The sequence below is a fragment of the Streptomyces fradiae genome (assembly GCF_041270065.1).
Classification (GTDB): domain Bacteria; phylum Actinomycetota; class Actinomycetes; order Streptomycetales; family Streptomycetaceae; genus Streptomyces.
In genome coordinates this window covers 719060-736631 of record NZ_CP065958.1, presented here as the reverse complement: position 1 = coordinate 736631, position 17572 = coordinate 719060, and the positions used below count along the sequence as shown (strand labels likewise).

The window sequence follows — 17572 nt, the reverse complement described above, 5'->3', positions numbered from 1 at the left end:
CCTTGTGACGGCCCGCGTGCCCGACCTACCGTGCCGGGTGCCGCACCGACCGCGGCTCAATCGGAGCAGGTCGCTCAGGCACTCATTCAGGCAATCGACTCATGCAGTTCATGCAGCTCATTCGGGCCGTCCGTCCGGGCGGCCCATTTAGGGGGAAACCATGTCCGCGACCACCGCGCAGCCGGGCCCGCCGGCCCGCTCCGGCGCCGCCACCGCCATCGGCTGGGTGCTCACCATCGGCCTCAACGTCGTGGCGCCGATCCTCACCTACAACGCGCTCGTCGACCACGGCTGGAGCGAGTTCGGCGCCCTGCTCCTCAGTGGTGCCTGGCCGGTGCTCGACACCCTCGTGCACCTGGTCTGGCACCGCAAGCTCGACGAGTTCGCGATCGTCACGATCTTCTTCCTCGTCCTCACCGCCGTCGTCTCGCTCGTCGGCGCCCACTCCACCCGCGCCCTGCTGGTCAAGGACTCGGCCGTCACCGGCCTCTTCGGCGTGCTCTGCCTCGTGACCCTCCTCGCGCCCCGGCCGCTGATGTTCTACTTCGGACGCCGCTTCTCCACCGACGGCACCCCGGAGAGTCACGCCTGGTGGAACGGCCTGTGGCAGTTCGAGGGCTTCCGTGGCGTGATGCGGACGATGACGATCGTCTGGGGCACCGCCTATCTGATCGAGGCCGCCGCCCGCGTCGTCCTGTCGTACGTGCTGACCGTCGACGCCATGGTGGTCGTCAACCCGATCCTCATCTACGGCACCCTCGGCCTCCTCGTCCTGTGGACCGTCCGCACCGCCAAGCGCTCCCGCGCCGAGGGTGCGGCCCGAGCGGCGGCGGCAGCGGCGGAGGCCGCCGCCGGCGCCTGATCCGGCGCCCGCCACCCGACCGGGGGAATGCTCGGGGGTGCCCGGGGGAACGCCGGGGGGCGGGCGCGGGCCCGGTGCGCGGCGGCGTCGCCGTTGCCGGCCGCACTGTGGAGCGCCCGCCCCTTATGTCTCATATAGGGTGATTCGATAGGAATCGCGGATGCGCCCCTCGGGGCCCGGCCGATGCGTAGGTCGATGCGTTGGACACTCACCAGTCGCCGAGCAGGGTCCCGCAGCCGCCCCGGGCGGCCGTCGGGTACGCGGGCGTGCTCAACGACCTGCTGCCCATCGCGCTGTGGCGCGAGGACGCGCGCGGCCGCATCGTCGAATGGTCGCTGGCCGCCCAGGACCTCCTCGGCTACCGCCCCGAGGACGTGATCGGCCGCCTCGCCACGCCTCTCCTCGTCCCCGACGCCAACCGCGAGCTCGCCGACCGGCTGACCCAGAAGGTGCAGTCCGGCGAGACCGTGGTCGGCACCCTCCCCGTACGCCACCGGGACGGCCACTCGGTCGCCATGGAGATGTGGATCGTGCCCGCCGCCGACCCGGACGGCCTGCCCGGCGCCATGCTCATCGCCTTCGAGACCTCCCAGGTCCTGCGCATGCGCGACAGCCTCGCCGCCCTCGAATCGCTCTTCACCCAGTCGCCCATCGGCCTCGCCACCCTCGGCCCCGACCTGCGCTTCCTGCGCGTCAACGACGCCCTCGCCCGGATGAACGGCGTCCCCGCCGCCGACCACATCGGCCGCCGCCTCACCGAGGTCGTCCCCGGCATCAACGCCGGCGCCCTGGAGGCCCTGATGCGCCAGGTCCTGGAGACCGGCACCGCCGTCGTCGACGCCCGCCGGGCCGGCCGCACCCCCGCCGACCCCAGCCACGACCACATCTGGTCCAACTCCTACGCGCCGCTCCTCGACCACGGCGGCAACCCGCTCGGCGTCATCGCCTCCCTCATCGACATCACCGAGAGCCAGCAGGCGCACATCGAGGTCGAACGCGCCCGCCACCGCTTCGCCCTGCTCGCCGAGGCCGGCGCCCGCATCGGCACCACCCTCGACCTGCGGCAGACCGCCGAGGAGGTGGTCGACTTCCTCGTCCCCCAGCTGGCCGACTCCGCCGACGTCCAGCTCCTCGAATCCGTCCTCGACCCCGACGAGTCCACCGCCGCCACCCGCGGCATCCTGCGCCGGCTCGCCGCCCGCTTCCCCGACCCCGGCGCCCCCACCGCCCTGCTCGCCCCCGGCCAGACCTTCCAGATCCCCCTGGACTCCGTCTACGAGGAGGTGATCACCGAGGCCCGCCCGATGGACCTGCACGTCACCGACGTCCCCGCCCTCATCCGCGACCCGCGCCTCGAAGCCCTGCGCCGCTACCTCGCCACCCGCATCGGCGCCGCCCGGCTGATCCCCCTGGTCGCCCGCGGCAAGGTCCTCGGCACGGTCTCGGTGACCCGGCTGGGCCGCCGCGAACCCTTCGACGAGGAGGACCGGATCCTGATGGACGAGGTGGTCGCCCGCGCCGCCACCAACATCGACAACGCCCGCCTCTACACGACCCAGCGGCAGGCCGCCCTCACCCTCCAGCGCAGCCTCACCAACAACGCCCTCCCCGACGTCCCCGGCCTCGAACTCACCGGCCGCTATCAGCCCGCCAGCGACCACGACGTCGGCGGCGACTGGTTCGACGTGGTCCCGCTGCCCGGCGGCCGCACCGCGCTCGTCATCGGCGACGTCATGGGCCACGGCATCCACGCGGCGGCCGTCATGGGCCAGCTCCGCACCGCCGTGCGCACCCTGGCCCGCCACGACATCCCGCCGGCCCGGATGCTCAGCTCCCTGGACGCCGTCGTCGACGACCTCGGCGAGGACGAGATGGCCACCTGTGTGTACGCGGTGTACGACCCCGCCGACGCGCGCTGGACCGTCGCCCGGGCCGGCCACCCGCCGCCGGCCGCCGTGACCCCCGACGGCACCGTCACCTTCCTCGACGGACCGCCCGGGACCCCGCTCGGCACCGGCGCCCACGAGTTCGGCACCCAGGAGGTGACCCTGCCCGCGGGCGGCCTCCTGGTGCTCTACACCGACGGCCTCATCGAGGCCCGGGACCGCGACCTCGACCAGGGCATGGCCCGGGTCGCCGCCGCGCTGCGGGCCATGGACCGCCCGCTGGACGCCGTGTGCGACGAGCTCCTGGCCGGGCTGCCCGAGGGCCCGGCGCAGGACGACGTGGCCGTCCTGCTCGCCCGTACGACGAGGTGAGCCCGTACGACGGCGTGCGCTCGTACGACGGTGTGGCGGGCGCCGGTCAGCCGGTGGCGCCGGCCTCCAGGATGCCCTTCAGGTGCTCCTCGTCGCGCGGTATCTCCTTGCGCGCGCGGGGCTTCACGACCAGGGGCACCAGGGCCTTCCCGATGCCGTGCCCCTCGAAGTCGAGGGAGAGCGTCAGCCGTGAGCGGGTGCCCTGGTCCAGTGGCTCGATGCTGCCCTGGACGTCACCGCGGACCGGTCCGTCCACGCCGTGGATGTGCCAGCTGCGTGGCGGGTCGAGCTCCATGACCTGCATGGTCATGTCGAAGTCCCGCTTGCCCATGTGCCGGGTGATGGCGACCTGCGAGCCGACCGTGCCGGGGGTGCCGCGGCGAGGCGTCACCTTCACCGCGCTCTCCTGCCAGTCGGGCAGATGGCTGGGGTCGGTGATGTAGGCGAAGACCTCTTCGGGCGGACGTGCGATGTCGATCGAGGCGTTGATCCTGGACATGTCGCCTCCTTCGCTTGCGAAGGATGGATCTCCTCCATCGTCCCACGCGGGGCGCCGCCCGTCGCCCCTCGCCGGAGGGTCAGCCGCGGGCCCGGTACAGGTCCCTGAGCAGGGCGATCTCCGCGCCGTGTGCAAGGAGTTCCTGGTTCATCCACCACACGACGTCGACGAGCGCGTCCTCGGGATCGCTGCCGTGTGGATAGCTGCAGTATCCCATCGTGTCGAGATCCGCGTCGGTCAGCCCGAGCAGCATCGCGTGCCAGCCCGCCATCGCCCGCTCCAGATCGGCGACGGCCGTGGCCGCGTCCCCGTGGCTGCGGAAATCGTCCCGGGTGAGCGTCCGCCCACCGGCGGTGTGGTCGGTGCGCAGCGTGAACATCTCCGCGAGATGGCTGGTGCGCCAGGCGATCGTGGTGAACGGCGCCGGCACCGGATGCGGCGCCGGCGTCGCGTCCCGCCCCCAGTCCCCGGCCCCGGTCAGCACCGTGGCCCGTGCCCCGGGCCCGTCCGCCCGCCGGCGCACCGACCAGCAGTCCGCCACCGGCTCCCACCGGTACTCGTCGTCCGTCAGCGGCGGCACCGGCACCTCGGTGCCGTTCCCGCTGTCCATCACCGGCCCACGGAGCCGGTTCACCAGCCGGTCGCGGGTGAACTCGAACTGTTCGATGAGGGGTACGAGGCGGGCGGGGACGGTCATGGGACGCTCCGGATCAGGGGACGGGGACGGGCGGCTGGCACGCTGCCACAGAACCCCCGGGCGGGCCACGGGATTTCGGCCCCGCCGGGAACCCCGGTCACAGGGTGACGACGGTGACCTCGGTCGCCTTCACGCCCGTCCACACCGGTGCGCCGTCCGCCAGGGCGAGCTCGGCGGCGGCCTGCGGGGTGATCTCGGCGACCAGCGGCGGCACCTGGTCCGAGGTGATGAGGACCCGCAGGCGGCTGCCGCTCGCCGTGATCTCGCGGACCGTGCCGGGCCAGACGTTCCGGGGGCTGCCGCCGGGGCGCTCGCGGTGCACGGCCACCGCCTCGGGCGGGATGATCGCGAGGACCTCCGCGCCCGCCGGCACCGGATCGGCGGCGACCAGCGAGCCGCCGCCGGCCAGGGCGAGCCGCCCGCCCGCCCCGCTCGCCGTCGCCGGCCAGGCGTTGCGGCCGAGGAGCCGCGCGACCCACGGCGAGCGCGGGTGGCGCGAGACCTCGGCGGGGGAGGCGTCCTGCAGGGCGCGCCCGTCCTCCAGGACGAGCACCCGGTCGGCGAGCGACACCGCCTCCACCGGGTCGTGGGTGACGATCAGGCAGACCCCGCCGAAGTCCGCGAGATGCCCGCGCAGGGTGTGCCGTACCTGGGCGCGGGTGGTCTGGTCGAGCGCGGCCAGCGGCTCGTCGAGCAGCAGCAGCCGGGGCCGGGCGGCGAGCGCCCGGGCGAGCGCGACCCGCTGCGCCTGGCCGCCGGACAGCTGCGCGGGCCTGCGCCGGGCGAGGTGGCCGACGCCCAGCCGGTCGAGCCAGGCCTGCGCGGCCGCGCGCGCCTCGGCCCGCGGCACACCCCGGGCCCGCAGCCCGTAGGCGGTGTTCGCGAGCGCCGACAGATGCGGAAACAGCGCCCCGTCCTGCGGCACCCAGGCGACCTGCCGCCGGTGCGGGGCGAGGTCGGTGACGTCGGCGTCCCCGAGGGTCAACCGCGCGTGCGCCCGGGGCGTAAGCCCGAGCAGGGCCCGCAGCAGGGTGGTCTTCCCGGCCCCGTTCGGCCCGACGACGGCGATCGTCGTGCCGGGCTCGGCGTCCAGGGTGAGCCGGTCGAAGCCGCTGACCTCGGCGTGCAGCGCCCAGCGCTCCCCGTCGCCGGCCGCGTCCCCCGGTGCGCCGGCCCCCTTCTCGTACGGGACGGGGGTGGCCGGACCGGGGGCGTACGAGGCGGGGTCCGCGCCCGTCACGCGCTCCGGCTCCGCCGGGGCGGCGGCCGCGCGCACCGGGCGCCCGCCCGGGGGCGAACCCGTCCAGCGCCCGCGCAGCGCGATCAGCACCGCCATCGCGATCACCAGGAGCAGCAGCGAGACCGAGGTCGCGGCCTCGGGCTCGTCCTGGAGCAGGAGGTAGACCTGGAGCGGCAGGGTCTGCGTGGTGCCCGGCAGATTTCCCGCGAACGTGATCGTCGCGCCGAACTCGCCGAGCGCCCGCGCCCAGGTGAGCGCCGCGCCCGCGACCAGGCCCGGGGCGACCATGGGCAGCGTGACGGTGAGGAACACCCGCAGCGGCGAGGCGCCGAGCGAGGCCGCCGTCTCCTCGTACCGCGGCCGGAGCCCGCCGAGCGCGCCCTCCAGGCTGATGACCAGGAACGGCATGGCGACGAAGGTCGCCGCGAGCACCGCGCCGGAGGTGTGGAAGGGCAGGGTGACGCCGAAGGTGTCCTCCAGCCACGGCCCGAGCAGCCCGCGCCGCCCGAAGGCGAGCAGCAGCGCCACACCGCCCACGGTCGGCGGCAGCACCATCGGCAGCAGCACCAGGGACCGTACGAAGGCCTTGCCGGGGAACGGCACCCGGGCGAGCAGCCACGCCAGCGGCACGCCGAACAGCAGCGAGAGCCCCAGGGCGCAGAACGAGACGATCAGCGACAGCCGCAGCGCCTCGACGGTCCCGGCGGCGGTCAGATGCGCGCCCAGCTCGCTCCACTCGGTGCGCACCAGGATGCCGAGCAGCGGCAGCAGCAGGAACGCGACCCCGAGCAGGGCGGGGACGGCGAGGGCGATCGGGGTGCGGGACCGGTTCATCGACACGCGGGGACCAGGTACTCAGGTGCGGTCGATGTGCACGCTGGTGGACTTCACCCGGGCGGTGGCCTGCATGCCGACCTCCAGGCCCAGTTCTTCCACCGCCTCGCGGGTGAGCAGTGAGACGAGCCGGTGCGGCCCGGCCTGGATCTCGACCTGGGCGGCGACGTCGCCGAGCTTGACGGCGGTGACGATGCCGGGGAAGGCGTTGCGGGCCGAGGTGTACGGCTCCTCCTCGTCCGCGGTCCCGGCCTGCGCGAGCTCGACGGAGAACGCGGCCAGGTCGCGCCCGTCGATGAGCCGCCGGCCGCCCTCGTCGCGATGGGTGGCGACCCGCCCGGCGTCGGCCCAGCGGCGCGCGGTGTCCGGGCTGACGCCGAGGAGACGCGCGGCCTGGCCGATGGTGTAGGACTGCATGTGCGCCAGCCTAGGTGGGGCAGGATCTCATCTGCAATCAGCTGTGGGACATCCTCCTGGTACCTGCCCTCCCTCCTGGAGGAAACGCCAAGCCCGTCACGTGCTCCCGCGGCCCACCGCCTCCACCAGCGGCAGCAGCCGGTGCGCCACGCGCTCGCGCAGCGCGATCTCGGTGCGGGTGCGGACCACGCCGGGCAGCTGGATCAGCCGCTGGATCACGTCCTCCAGATGTCCCGCGTCGCGGGCCACCACCCGGGTCAGCAGATCGCCGCCGCCGGTGATGGAGAAGGCCTCGACGATCTCCGGAACGCCCGCCAGCGCGTCCCCGACCTCGTCCAGATGCCCCTGGGTGACCTCGATGTGCACGAAGGCGAGGACCGGGTGCCCAAGCGCCGCCGGGGACAGCACCGGGCCGGTGGCCGTGATCACGCCGTCCCGCTCAAGCCGGTCGATCCGGGCCTGCACGGTGCCCCGGGCCACGCCCAGGATCCGCGCGTACTCGCGCACGCTGGTGCGCGGCTGCTCGATGAGCAGCCGCAGGATGCGGGTGTCGAGTTCGTCCACCGCCATGGTCCGTTGGCCTCCTTCTGGCCGTGCCGCCGACCCTTCGACTGTACCAATGGCCCAGCAGTTAGGGACTCGGTTGAGCCAGTGGGCCGATGGATGTTTTCCTTCGAAGAAGAAATGCACAGATGGCGCCGCGCACGCGCCGGACCGGCGAGGTGGCCGGACCCCGGACCCGCGGCGCCTTCGTCATGTGTACGTCCATGAGTACGTCCGGGACGCGGGAAGCGTCCGTGATGCGTGAAGAGGGTGTGTGTACCACAGCGGGGGCGGAACGACCGTCATGAAGAAGGCCCTGGCGGCCACCGGCAGACTGCTGCGCCATGTGTGCGTGGCGCCGGACCCCGGCAAGGTCCGGCTGCGGGTCGCGAGCCGCGCCGTCCTCGGCGTCGGCCTCGCCGTGGCCGTCGCCGAACTGGCCGGGCTCTCCCTGACCGCGTCCATCACCGCGGGCCTCGCCGCGCTGCTCGCGCTCTTCACGGTCGCCGATCCCACCGTCCGTCAGCAGGCCGTCACCACCGCCCTGCTCCCGCTGGCCGGCTTCCCCGTGCTCGCGCTCGCCACCGTCCTGCACGGCGCGCCGCTGCTCCGCGACCTCGCGTGGCTCCTGGTGGTCTTCGCCGGCGTGTACGCGCGGCGCTGGGGCCCGCGCGGCCACGCGCTCGGCATCTTCGCCTTCATGCAGTTCTTCGTGACCCAGTTCCTGCACGCGGTGCCCGCCCAGCTGCCCGAGCTCTTCGGCGCCGTGCTGCTGGCGCTCGGCACGGCCGGCGCGGTCCGCTTCGGCCTCTGGTGCATCGAGCGGCGCGTGCCGCCGCCCGCCGCGCCCGTGCCGCTGCCGGGCACCGGCCTCGCCCGGCCCACCACCCGGCAGGCCTTCCAGGCCACCGCCGCCTGCGCCGTCGCCCTCGCCATCGGTCAGATCCTCTCCGAGGAGCGCTGGTACTGGGCCGTCGGCACCGCTTGGTGGATCTTCGTCAACACCGCCTCGCGCGGCGAGACCCTGGTCCGCGGCTTCCGCCGCGTCGTGGGGACGGTGACCGGCATCGCCGCCGGACTGCTCGTGGCGATCCCGCTCGGCGGCGCCCCCGCCCCGACGGCCGCGCTCGTCGCCCTGTGCGTCTTCGGCATCTTCTACACCGCGCCGCTCTCGTACAGCTGGATGATGTTCTTCGTGACCGTCATGGCCGGACTGCTCTACGGGCTCCTCGGCGTCCTGCACCCCGGGCTGCTGCTGCTCCGCTTCGAGGAGACCGCGGTCGGCGCCCTCGGCGCGGCCGTCGGCGTCGCGCTGCTGCCGGTCACCACCCACGCGGCCACCAACGCCTGGATCCAGCGCGCCGTCGGCTGCGTGCACGCCTGCACCAGCGCCGCGGCCCGCCGCCTCGCCGGCGACCCGCACGCCGACCCGGCCGCCCACGCCGCCGAACTCGACCTGCTGCTCTCCCGCGCCCGGCTCACCCTGGCCCCGCTGGTCCACCCGCTGAGCCCGCTCCGCGCCCGCAAGGCCCGCGCCCGGCACGTCCTGGACCTGCTCGACGCCTGCGCCCGTGAGAGCCGCGGCCTCGCCGCCGTCGCCGCCGACCCCGACGCCTCCCACGACGCCCGCCTCGCGGCCGCCGCCTGGCGCGTCGAAGCCGCCGTCCACGCCCTCGTACCGCCGGTCGCCCCGAAGCGTCCGCAGACCCCCACCGAGGCCGCACTCCCCGCCCACCACCCCGGCGCGGAAGCCGCCCTGACCCACCTCCACGCCCTGGAGCACGCCCTCACCGCCCTGGCGACCCCGCTGCGCACCGCGCCCGGCTCGCCCCTGGTCCCGGCGGCCTGATCCCCGCTTTCCCCGGCCGCCCGCCTTTGGTCTAGACCGCCTGCTAACGTCACTCGGACGGCGGCCGGTCGGTCGTGGCCGGCCCCAGGGACAGGGGAGGCGCCGTGAGCGACACGCGGACAGGGCAGACGGGCGCGCGGCGCCCGGGGCGGGCGTACATCGGTTCGTTCACATCGGCCGGCGGGCAGGGGGTGCTCGCCGCCGACGTGGATCCGGAGACGGGTGCGCTCGCCGTCACCGGTTCGAGCGACGCGGTCGCCGACCCGTCGTTCCTCGCGCTCGACGGAGACGTGCTCTACGCCGTCTCCGAGACCAAGGACGGCGCCGCCGCGGCCTTCGACATCACCGGGCCCGCACCCCGCCCGCTCGGGCCGCCCGCGCCGGTGGACGCCGCGGGCCCCACGCACCTCGCCGTCACCGGCGGGCACGTGCTCACCGCGAACTACACCTCCGGCAGCGTCTCCGTGCTGCCCGTCGCCGCCGACGGCTCCCTCGGGCCCGTCGCCGGGCAGGTGCGCCACGAGGGCGGCGGACCCGTCGCCGGCCGGCAGGAGGGCCCGCACGCGCACCAGGTGCTGCCCGACCCCGGCGGCCGCTGGGTGCTCGCCGTGGACCTCGGGACCGACTCCGTGACCGTCAGTGCCCTCGACGCCGCCACGGGCACCCTCCGGCCGCACGGCAGCACCGCAATGCGCCCCGGCACCGGACCGCGCCACCTCGCCTTCCACCCGGCCGGCGAGTACGCGTACGTCCTGAACGAGCTGGAGCCCACCGTCACCGTGTGCCGCTGGGACGCCGCGGCGGGCGTGCTCACGCCGCTCGGAGAGACGCCCGTCGTGCCCGAGGGCGCCCAGGGGGCCTGCTACCCCTCCGAGGCCGTCGTCGCCCCCGACGGACGCTTCCTGTGGGCCGCCGTGCGCGGCGCCGACACGCTCGCCGTGCTCGCGCTCGCCGAGGACGGCGCGAGCGCCCGGCTGACCGCCTCGGTGCCCTGCGGCGGCCACTGGCCCCGCGATCTGACCCTCGCGCCCTCAGGACGGCACCTGTACGCGGCGAACGAGCGCTCCGGCGACGTCACCTGGTTCACCGTGGACCCGCAGACCGGGCTGCCCGAGCGCGCCGGGTCGATCCCGGCGCCCGCCGCGTCCTGCGTGGTCTTCGCCTGACGGCCGCCCGCGCGCACGGGACCGCGCACGGGAAGGGCCCGCACCGGATCTCTCCGGTGCGGGCCCTTCCCGTCACGGTCGTACGTTGCGCGGTACCGCTTCCGGTTCCGCTTTCGGGTTCCGGTTACGGGTTACGAGGTGCGGCTAGCGCACCGAGGCGCCCGGCTGCGGGGCGATGCCGAGGGTCGACATGAACTGCGAGAGCACCAGCCGGCCGATCGCCGGGTACGCGCCCAGCGGCTCGGCCGCCGCGCAGCCCGCCTCCTTGGCCGCCGCGTCCAGCAGCCCCTCGGACAGCTCCGGGCCGATCAGATACGGGGCGAGCGCGAGCTGCTCCGCACCGGCGCCGCGCAGCTGCTCGGCGATCGAGGAGATCGAACCGTCCTGGTCGAGCGCGGCCGCCATCACCGGCACCGCGAGCCGGGCAGCGAGCAGCATGCCCGTGATGCCGGCGGCCTGCACGGCCTCCTCGCCGCCCACGGTGGCCAGGATGATGCCGTCGGCCGCCGTGGCGACCGTGAACAGGCGCGCGCGGTCGGCGCGGGCCAGACCGGCCTCCGACAGGCGCACGTGCAGCGCCTCGGCGAGCAGCGGGTGCGGACCGAGCACATCGGTCAGCTCGGCGTTGTTGCCGGCGTCCATGACGGCCTGGCGGATCTGACGGGTCAGCGCGCTGTCCGGGCCCGCGAGCAGCGGCACCACGACCGCGGCCGGGCCCTCGGGGGCGGCGACCTCGCGGCCGGCGGCCACGGCGATCTCGTAACGCTCGGTGCGCAGGGCGGAGACCGCGGTGAGGACCGACGCCAGGGTCGGGTACTCGGTGTCGTCGCCGTCCAGGTAGCCGATCACGGCCTCAAGGCCGGGCAGCTCCGAGCGGGCGATGCTCACGACCTCCTCGGCCAGCGAGCGTATAGCGGCCGACGGCACGCCGGGAACGGCGAGCACCAGGGTCGGAGCGCCCTCGGGCGCCGCCACGGGTTCAGGGCGACGGTGCCGCCCGGACTGGCGGGGTCGCGGCATTCGTACAGGCAGCCCGGGAGTGGGCCCAGTGGGGGAGCTCATGGCGCCGCATGCTACTGGTTTCGTGCGCCGCCCGGCTCGCTGAGGTGCAGTCGGGCGACTTCTGCCCCGCTATGTCCGAACTGGCCGGGAACTGCTGTTACCTGGTGACTTGGAGCATGCGCGGGTCCTCCGGCAGACGCAGTGTTCCGCCCGCGAGCGCGGCCGCGATCGTCACCGCCCCGGCCAGCGGATCGCCCGCGGCGGGCACTTCGCGAACCCCCGGAGCCATCCTGCCCAGTTCGGCCCGCAGCGGCCCGAGCAGGGCCTTGCCGATCCTGAACAGCCCCCCGGTGAACGCCACTTCACCGTCCGAGCCGTCGGGACTCGCCGGGAGGACCGCCGCCGCGGCCTCCGCGATCTGCCGGCCGGCTTCGGCGAGGATTCCGCTTGCGACCGGATCGCCGGCGGCCGCGGCCACGTCCGGCGCGAACGAGGCGAGGACGGCCGGCCGGTCGGTACGGGGGTACAGCGCGGCCGGCAACCCGGCGGCCGGCCCGAACCGTTCCTCGGCCCGCGCGAGCAACGCCGCCGAACCACCGCGCCGTCCGTCGTACGCCCGCATCGCCGCCTCCAGACCGGCCCGGCCGATCCAGGCCCCGCTGCCGCAGTCGCCGAGCAGATGACCCCAGCCGTCCGCCCGGCGCCAGCCGGACAGATCGGTGCCGAGCGCGATCAGCCCGGTGCCGCCCGCGACCACCGCGCCGGGCCGCTGTCCGAGCGCGCCGGCGTACGCGGTGACGGCGTCCGCCGCGAGCGCGAGCCGCCGCACGCCCCAGGCCTCGGCGAGCGCGCCAGGCAGTTCGGCCCGGAGCCGGTCGCCGAGCGTCGCCATCCCGGCCGCTCCGACGGCGACCGCGCGGACCGCCCCGCCGCCGGCCCGGGCCGCCATCGCGTCCACGGCCGGCAGCAGCCGCCCGAGCAGCTGCCCGGCGTCGATCCCGCCCGGCCCGGTGCGCACCGGCTCCCCGGACGTGACCGTCTCCAGGATCCGCCCGTCCCGTTCGCCGTCCCCGGCGCGCGCGAGCGCGACCCGGAGGCCCGAGCCGCCGGAGTCCACCCCGACGACGAAGGCCCGCTCCGCGGCGGCCGCCGTCACGGCAGCTGCCAGTCCACCGGCTGGGCGCCCTGCCGGAGCAGCAGCTCGTTGGTGCGGCTGAACGGACGGGAGCCGAAGAAGCCGCGGTCGGCGGACATCGGCGAGGGGTGCGAGGACTCGATGGCCGGGAGATTGCCGAGGAGCGGGCGCAGATTGCGCGCGTCCCGCCCCCACAGCACCGACACCAGCGGCTTCCCGCGCGCGGCGAGCGCCCGGATGGCCTGCTCGGTGACGGCCTCCCAGCCCTTGTCCCGGTGCGCCGCCGGACGGCGCGGGGCCGTGGTGAGCGCCCTGTTCAGGAGCAGGACGCCCTGCCGGGTCCACGGGGTCAGATCACCGTTCGAGGGCCGGGGGAGGCCCAGATCGGTGTTCATCTCCCGGAAGATGTTCTCCAGGCTCGGCGGCAGCGGGTACACCTCCGGAGCCACCGAGAAACTGAGCCCGACGGCATGGCCGGGGGTGGGATAGGGGTCCTGGCCGACGATGAGGACCCGCACCTCGTCGAAGGGCTGCTGGAACGCCCTCAGGACGTTCGCCCCCGACGGGAGGTAGGTCCGCCCCGCGGCGATCTCCTGGCGCAGGAAGTCGCCCATCGCGGCGATGCGTTCGGCCACCGGCGCAAGGGCGTTCGCCCAGCCGGCCTCGACGATTTCGTTCAACGGTCTTGCTGCCACGCCGTCACTCTACTGGCGCACACCGACAACGCCGCCCGACCGCCGCCGGACCCCGATCCCCCCTGCTCAGCCGATCACCGCCGCCCGTACGCACAGCACGTCCGGCAGGTGCTCGGCGAGCAGTTGCCAGCTGTCCCCGTCGTCCGCGCTCGCGTACACCTCGCCGTTGCGATTGCCGAAGTAGATCCCGGCCGGGTCGGCGTCGTCCGTGCACAGCGCGTCGCGCAGCACCGTCCCGTAGTGATCGCCCTCCGGCAGGCCCTTGGACAGCGGCTCCCAGCTCGCCCCCGCGTCCGTGGTCCGGTAGACCCGGCAGCGGCGGCCGGCCGGCACCCGGTCGGCGTCCGCGTTGATCGGGAACACATAGGCGGTGTCCGGGCGGTGGGGGTGGGCGGCGACCGCGAAGCCGAAGTCGGACGGCAGCCCCTCGCCGATGTCCGTCCACCGGCCGCCTGCGTCGTCGCTGCGGAAGACGCCCCAGTGGTTCTGCAGATACAGCCGGTCCAGGTCCCCGGCGTCCTGGGCGATCTTGTGCACGCACTGCCCGAACTCGGGGTTCGGATCGGGTAGGAAGACCGCCGACACCCCCTGGTTGGCCGGGTCCCAGCTCGCGCCGCCGTCCCGGGACCGGAAGACGCCGGCGGTCGACACCGCCACCGTCACCGCGTCCGGGTCCCGGGCGTCGGTGACCACCGTGTGCACCGCCTCGCCGCCCCCGCCCGGCACCCAGCGGTCCCGGGTCGGGTGCTCCCACAGCGGGCGCACCAGCTCGAAGGACTCGCCGCCGTCGGCCGACCTGAAGAGCGCGGCCGGCTCCGTCCCCGCGTACACGACGCCGGGAGAGTGCGCGGGTGCCGGATGGAGCTGCCACACCCGCTCCAGTGAAGCCCCGGTGCCCTGCGGGAACTTGACCGCCGGCCGGGGCGGCTCGGTCCAGCTCGCGCCGAGGTCGTCGGAGTGGAAGACGGAGGGGCCCCAGTGGGAGCTGTCCCCGCCGACCAGGATTCTCGGGCGATCACCCCGGGTGTCGATCCCGATCGAATAGATCGCCTGCGCGTTGAAGTGGGGGGCGTCGAACTCCCATCGGCCGTCTCGCCCGCGGCCGATGAAGAGCCCCTTGCGGGTGCCCACGGTCAGTACTACGTCGGTCATGCCGACACCTCCAGGACGCCGTTGTCGCGGATACGGGCCAGTCTGCACCCCACCACGGACAACGGCGTCCGGAGCCTGCTCCGCCCCTGGTCAGAGGCGTGTTGGCGGGCTCAGATCGCCCAGCCGTACGGCGCGGGCGCGGAGATCTCGGCGCCCAGTTCACGGGCCGCGCGGCGCGGCCAGGAGGCGTCCCGCAGCAGCTCGCGGCCGAGGAGCACGGCGTCCGCCTCGCCGTTGGCGACGATCTTCTCGGCCTGCTCGCTCTCCGTGATCAGGCCGACGGCCGCGACCGGCAGCCCGGTCTCCGCCTTGACGCGGGCGGCGAAGGGCACCTGGTAGCCGGGGCCGACCGGGATCCGGGCCGGGCCGCCGTTGCCGCCGGTGGACACGTCGAGCAGGTCGACGCCGTGCTCGCGCAGCAGGGCGGCGAAGCGCACGGTCTCCTCCGCCGTCCAGCCCTGCTCATCCAGCCAGTCGGTGGCCGAGATCCGGAAGAACAGCGGCAGTTCCTCGGGCCAGACGGCGCGCACGGCGTCGACGACCTCCAGGGCGAGCCGGGTGCGGTTCTCGAAGGAGCCGCCGTAGGCGTCGGTGCGGCGGTTGCTGTGCGGGGAGAGGAACTCGCCGATCAGATAGCCGTGGGCGCCGTGCACCTCCAGGACCTGGAAGCCGGCGGCGAGCGCGCGCCGGGCGGAGTCGGCGAACCGCTCGGTGACGGCACGGATCTGGTCGACCGTCAGCTCGGTCGGCACCTGGTGGTCGTCGGCGTAGGCGACCGGGCTCGGGCCGACCGGCTGCCAGCCGAGGCCGGTGGCGGGGTCGACCGGCCCTCGGCCCTCCCAGGGCTGCTTGGTGGCGGCCTTGCGCCCGGCGTGACCGATCTGGATGCCCGGCACGGTGCCGTGCTCCGTCAGGAACGCGGCGATCCGGCGCAGGCCCTCGATCTGCGCGTCGTCCCAGAGCCCGAGGTCGAAGGGGCTGATCCGGCCCTCGGGGGCGACCGCCGTCGCCTCGACCAGGATCAGCCCGGCGCCGCCGGTGGCCCGGGAGGCGTAGTGCGCGAAGTGCCAGTCGCCCGCGACGCCGGCGCCCGGACCCGTCGGCTCCGCCGAGTACTGGCACATCGGGGCCATCCAGACCCGATGGGGCATGGTGACGGACCGCAGGGTGAAGGGCTCGAACAGGGCGGCGCTCATGACGGACTCCTCGTCGGCGTGACGGATGCTGCCTCGGACTGACGCTCGTACGATACGCATCGTAGTACGGCACCTGTCAAACTACGAGAACTCTCGTACAATGAAGTCCCCCGACCCCGACAGCCGTGGAGCCGCCGCCGTGACCACCGCGACCAACCCCCGGGTCCTGGAGCACCCCGAGCGCGCCGAGATCCGCCTCGAAGCCGTGCTCCACGCCCTCTCCGACGCGGTCCGGCTCCGGATCGTCCGGGACATGGTCCGCGGCGAGGGCGAGGAGTTCGCCTGCTCGTCCTTCGTCCTGCCGGTCACCAAGTCGACCACCACCCACCACTTCCGCGTCCTGCGCGAGAGCGGCGTGGTCCGCCAGCTCTACCGCGGCACGACCAAGCTCAACACCCTCCGCCGCGACGACCTCGAAGCCCTCTTCCCGGGCCTCCTGGACAGCATCCTCACCGCCACCGAGGCCCAGTCCGCCCGCCTGGGCGAGGAGTAGAACCTCAGCCCCGCAACAGATCGGCGATCTCCGTGAAGCCGCGGCGCCCGGCGTGGGCGAGCGCGGTGACGCCTTCGGCGTCCGCGAGGCTCCGGTCGGCGCCGGCGGCGAGCAGCAGCGCCACCACCTTCTGGTGGGCGCGGCCGCCGTCGCCGAGGATGACCGCCTCCAGGAGGGCCGTCCAGCCCAGGTCGTTGACGTGGTCGACGTCGATGTCGGTCTCCCGCAGCAACGCCTGGACATAGGCGACGTGGCCGCGCTCGGCGGCCGGGACGAGGCTGATGCCGCCGAAGCGGTTGCGCAGCTTCAGGTCCGGGCCCGGATCGGCGGCCAGCAGCGCGCGCATCATCGCCACGCTGCCGGTCACACCGGTGACCAGCCACGCACTGTCGTGCCGGGCGTCCTGCGCGTTCACGTCCGCGCCGGCCGCCACCAGCTCGCGGGCCGCCGCCACATGGTCGCCAAGCGCGGCGAGCAGCAGCGGGGTGCGCAGCTCCTCGTCCCGGGCCTCGACGCGGGCGCCCGCGTCGAGCGCGGCGCGCACCGCGGCCGGATCGCCCCGGCGGGCGGCGGCGAGCAGGCTCAGGTCGGCGGGACCGGGCATGTGGGGGCTCCTCGGGGATCAGGGTTCGGGGCCGTCGGGACGGTGCGGCGAGGGCCGGTGCGCGGCCCCTGCTCCATCCTCGGCCCCGTACCCCTGGAGGCGACTCCGCCCGCCGGCCCGTTCCCGGCGGCCGCCCGGCCGACCACGGGGTCAACCGATCGGCTGACCCCGAGCCCCCGAGCCGGCCCCTACAGCGACCGCATCCGGTCGATCTCGGCCGACTGCTGCGCGATCACATCGCTCGCCATCTCCTCCACGAGCACGTTGTTGCCCTGGCTCAGCACGTCCGCCGCCATCGTGATCGCCCCGTCGTGGTGGGTGATCATCAGCTTCAGGAACAGGCTGTCGAAGGCCGCCCCCTTGGCGCCCCGCAGCTGCGCGAGCTGCGCCTCGGTCGCCATGCCCGGCATGGTGTGGTGGTCATGGCCGGTCGTCGGACGCGGACCGCCGTTGTTCTTCAGCCAGCCCTCCATCGCCCCGATCTCCGGCCCCTGCGCCGCCGAGATCCGCTCGGCGACCTTGCGGACCTGCGGGTCCTTCGCGCGCTGCGGGGCGAGCGCGGTCATGGTGAGGGCCTGACGGTGGTGCTCGATCATCATCTGCACATAGCTGTAGTCGGCGCCGTTGGGGCGCTCGTCCGGCATCATCCGGGCCGCCTCCTCCGGCGAGACCCGCCGGGCGGGCTCACCGGGCTTGCCGGGTGCCACGATCGCCGGGTTCTTCCCCGAACTCCCGGATCCGGAAACCGGCTTGTTCTCGTCGGACCCCGACTCGCAGGCTCCCAGGGCGAATACGGCACAGGCGGCGAGCAGCACGGCGAGGGCACCACGGACACGGTGGTTCGACAACGCGACCTCCCAAGGCACTTCGGCGACTTCGGTCACTCGGACAACTTCGGTCACTCGGTCAACGGCGGCGGTTCGAGGAAAA

The 17572-nt window shown here is 74.5% G+C and carries 17 protein-coding genes; 5 read left to right on the top strand and 12 right to left on the bottom strand.

All coding sequences use genetic code 11. The features are described from left to right. Positions 1–160 precede the first annotated feature (160 nt). Together JAO84_RS03280 and JAO84_RS03275 are read left to right on the top strand one after the other, a co-directional pair. Positions 161–862, top strand: coding sequence for a VC0807 family protein (locus tag JAO84_RS03280; RefSeq protein WP_370410210.1), 702 nt, complete (start codon positions 161–163; stop codon positions 860–862). 200 nt (positions 863–1062) lie between these two features. Continuing rightward, positions 1063–3120: a SpoIIE family protein phosphatase gene (locus JAO84_RS03275; RefSeq protein ID WP_370410208.1), complete on the top strand. Its 2058-nt coding sequence runs from the start codon at positions 1063–1065 to the stop codon at positions 3118–3120. Positions 3121–3166: 46 nt separating this feature from the next. Here JAO84_RS03275 and JAO84_RS03270 read toward each other — a convergent pair whose 3' ends face one another. The 5 genes from JAO84_RS03270 to JAO84_RS03250 form a co-directional block, all read right to left on the bottom strand. Continuing rightward, entirely contained in the window at positions 3167–3619 is a 453-nt protein-coding gene (locus JAO84_RS03270; RefSeq protein ID WP_370410206.1) for an SRPBCC family protein, read from the bottom strand. A gap of 79 nt (positions 3620–3698) precedes the next feature. Further along, on the bottom strand, positions 3699–4316 hold the full coding sequence (locus tag JAO84_RS03265) for a DinB family protein (RefSeq protein ID WP_370410205.1): 618 nt from the start codon (positions 4314–4316) through the stop codon (positions 3699–3701). Between the two features lie 97 nt (positions 4317–4413). Next, positions 4414–6390 (bottom strand): ABC transporter permease, encoded by a 1977-nt coding sequence (locus JAO84_RS03260; RefSeq protein WP_370416638.1) that lies wholly within the window; start codon positions 6388–6390, stop codon positions 4414–4416. Between the two features lie 21 nt (positions 6391–6411). Continuing rightward, entirely contained in the window at positions 6412–6807 is a 396-nt protein-coding gene (locus JAO84_RS03255; protein ID WP_370410203.1) for a molybdopterin-binding protein, read from the bottom strand. Between the two features lie 96 nt (positions 6808–6903). Further along, complete coding sequence (locus JAO84_RS03250) at positions 6904–7377, bottom strand: Lrp/AsnC family transcriptional regulator (RefSeq protein ID WP_370410201.1); 474 nt, start codon at positions 7375–7377, stop codon at positions 6904–6906. Between the two features lie 277 nt (positions 7378–7654). Here JAO84_RS03250 and JAO84_RS03245 point away from each other — a divergent pair, with 277 nt between their 5' ends. Then, complete coding sequence (locus JAO84_RS03245) at positions 7655–9199, top strand: FUSC family protein (protein ID WP_370410199.1); 1545 nt, start codon at positions 7655–7657, stop codon at positions 9197–9199. Between the two features lie 104 nt (positions 9200–9303). After that, positions 9304–10365 carry a lactonase family protein gene (locus JAO84_RS03240; protein ID WP_370410197.1) on the top strand — a complete coding sequence of 354 codons (1062 nt, stop codon included), beginning with the start codon at positions 9304–9306 and terminating at the stop codon, positions 10363–10365. A 144-nt stretch (positions 10366–10509) separates the two neighbouring features. On the opposite strand, the gene JAO84_RS03235 is transcribed toward JAO84_RS03240, so the two are convergent. The 5 genes from JAO84_RS03235 to JAO84_RS03215 form a co-directional block, all read right to left on the bottom strand. Then, entirely contained in the window at positions 10510–11427 is a 918-nt protein-coding gene (locus JAO84_RS03235; protein WP_370410196.1) for a sirohydrochlorin chelatase, read from the bottom strand. Between the two features lie 97 nt (positions 11428–11524). Further along, positions 11525–12523 (bottom strand): N-acetylglucosamine kinase, encoded by a 999-nt coding sequence (locus tag JAO84_RS03230; protein WP_370410194.1) that lies wholly within the window; start codon positions 12521–12523, stop codon positions 11525–11527. Continuing rightward, a complete protein-coding gene (locus JAO84_RS03225) occupies positions 12520–13197 on the bottom strand; it encodes a uracil-DNA glycosylase (RefSeq protein WP_370410192.1) in 678 nt (225 codons plus the stop codon). The genes JAO84_RS03230 and JAO84_RS03225 overlap by 4 nt, the downstream gene beginning before the upstream one ends. Before the next feature lie 66 nt (positions 13198–13263). Then, complete coding sequence (locus JAO84_RS03220) at positions 13264–14349, bottom strand: WD40/YVTN/BNR-like repeat-containing protein (protein ID WP_370410190.1); 1086 nt, start codon at positions 14347–14349, stop codon at positions 13264–13266. Between the two features lie 110 nt (positions 14350–14459). Further along, entirely contained in the window at positions 14460–15545 is a 1086-nt protein-coding gene (locus JAO84_RS03215) for an NADH:flavin oxidoreductase/NADH oxidase (RefSeq protein ID WP_370410188.1), read from the bottom strand. Between the two features lie 100 nt (positions 15546–15645). Between JAO84_RS03215 and JAO84_RS03210 the strand changes: the two genes are divergently transcribed. Then, entirely contained in the window at positions 15646–16038 is a 393-nt protein-coding gene (locus JAO84_RS03210; RefSeq protein ID WP_265866915.1) for a helix-turn-helix transcriptional regulator, read from the top strand. A gap of 4 nt (positions 16039–16042) precedes the next feature. Here JAO84_RS03210 and JAO84_RS03205 read toward each other — a convergent pair whose 3' ends face one another. Then, the gene (locus JAO84_RS03205) at positions 16043–16642 is read right to left on the bottom strand and encodes an ankyrin repeat domain-containing protein (protein WP_370410186.1); all 600 of its coding nucleotides are present in this window, start codon (positions 16640–16642) and stop codon (positions 16043–16045) included. Between the two features lie 188 nt (positions 16643–16830). Next, on the bottom strand, positions 16831–17508 hold the full coding sequence (locus tag JAO84_RS03200; protein WP_370416637.1) for a DUF305 domain-containing protein: 678 nt from the start codon (positions 17506–17508) through the stop codon (positions 16831–16833). Positions 17509–17572 lie beyond the last annotated feature (64 nt).

Bases quoted from the DNA above. Each gene is read 5' to 3' on its own strand.
- JAO84_RS03280 (WP_370410210.1), top strand. From the start codon at position 161: ATGTCCGCGACCACCGCGCAGCCGGGCCCGCCGGCCCGCTCCGGCGCC.
- JAO84_RS03270 (WP_370410206.1), bottom strand. From the start codon at position 3,619: ATGTCCAGGATCAACGCCTCGATCGACATCGCACGTCCGCCCGAAGAG.
- JAO84_RS03265 (WP_370410205.1), bottom strand. From the start codon at position 4,316: ATGACCGTCCCCGCCCGCCTCGTACCCCTCATCGAACAGTTCGAGTTC.
- JAO84_RS03260 (WP_370416638.1), bottom strand. From the start codon at position 6,390: ATGAACCGGTCCCGCACCCCGATCGCCCTCGCCGTCCCCGCCCTGCTC.
- JAO84_RS03255 (WP_370410203.1), bottom strand. From the start codon at position 6,807: ATGCAGTCCTACACCATCGGCCAGGCCGCGCGTCTCCTCGGCGTCAGC.
- JAO84_RS03250 (WP_370410201.1), bottom strand. From the start codon at position 7,377: ATGGCGGTGGACGAACTCGACACCCGCATCCTGCGGCTGCTCATCGAG.
- JAO84_RS03245 (WP_370410199.1), top strand. From the start codon at position 7,655: ATGAAGAAGGCCCTGGCGGCCACCGGCAGACTGCTGCGCCATGTGTGC.
- JAO84_RS03235 (WP_370410196.1), bottom strand. From the start codon at position 11,427: ATGAGCTCCCCCACTGGGCCCACTCCCGGGCTGCCTGTACGAATGCCG.
- JAO84_RS03220 (WP_370410190.1), bottom strand. From the start codon at position 14,349: ATGACCGACGTAGTACTGACCGTGGGCACCCGCAAGGGGCTCTTCATC.
- JAO84_RS03215 (WP_370410188.1), bottom strand. From the start codon at position 15,545: ATGAGCGCCGCCCTGTTCGAGCCCTTCACCCTGCGGTCCGTCACCATG.
- JAO84_RS03210 (WP_265866915.1), top strand. From the start codon at position 15,646: ATGAAGTCCCCCGACCCCGACAGCCGTGGAGCCGCCGCCGTGACCACC.
- JAO84_RS03205 (WP_370410186.1), bottom strand. From the start codon at position 16,642: ATGCCCGGTCCCGCCGACCTGAGCCTGCTCGCCGCCGCCCGCCGGGGC.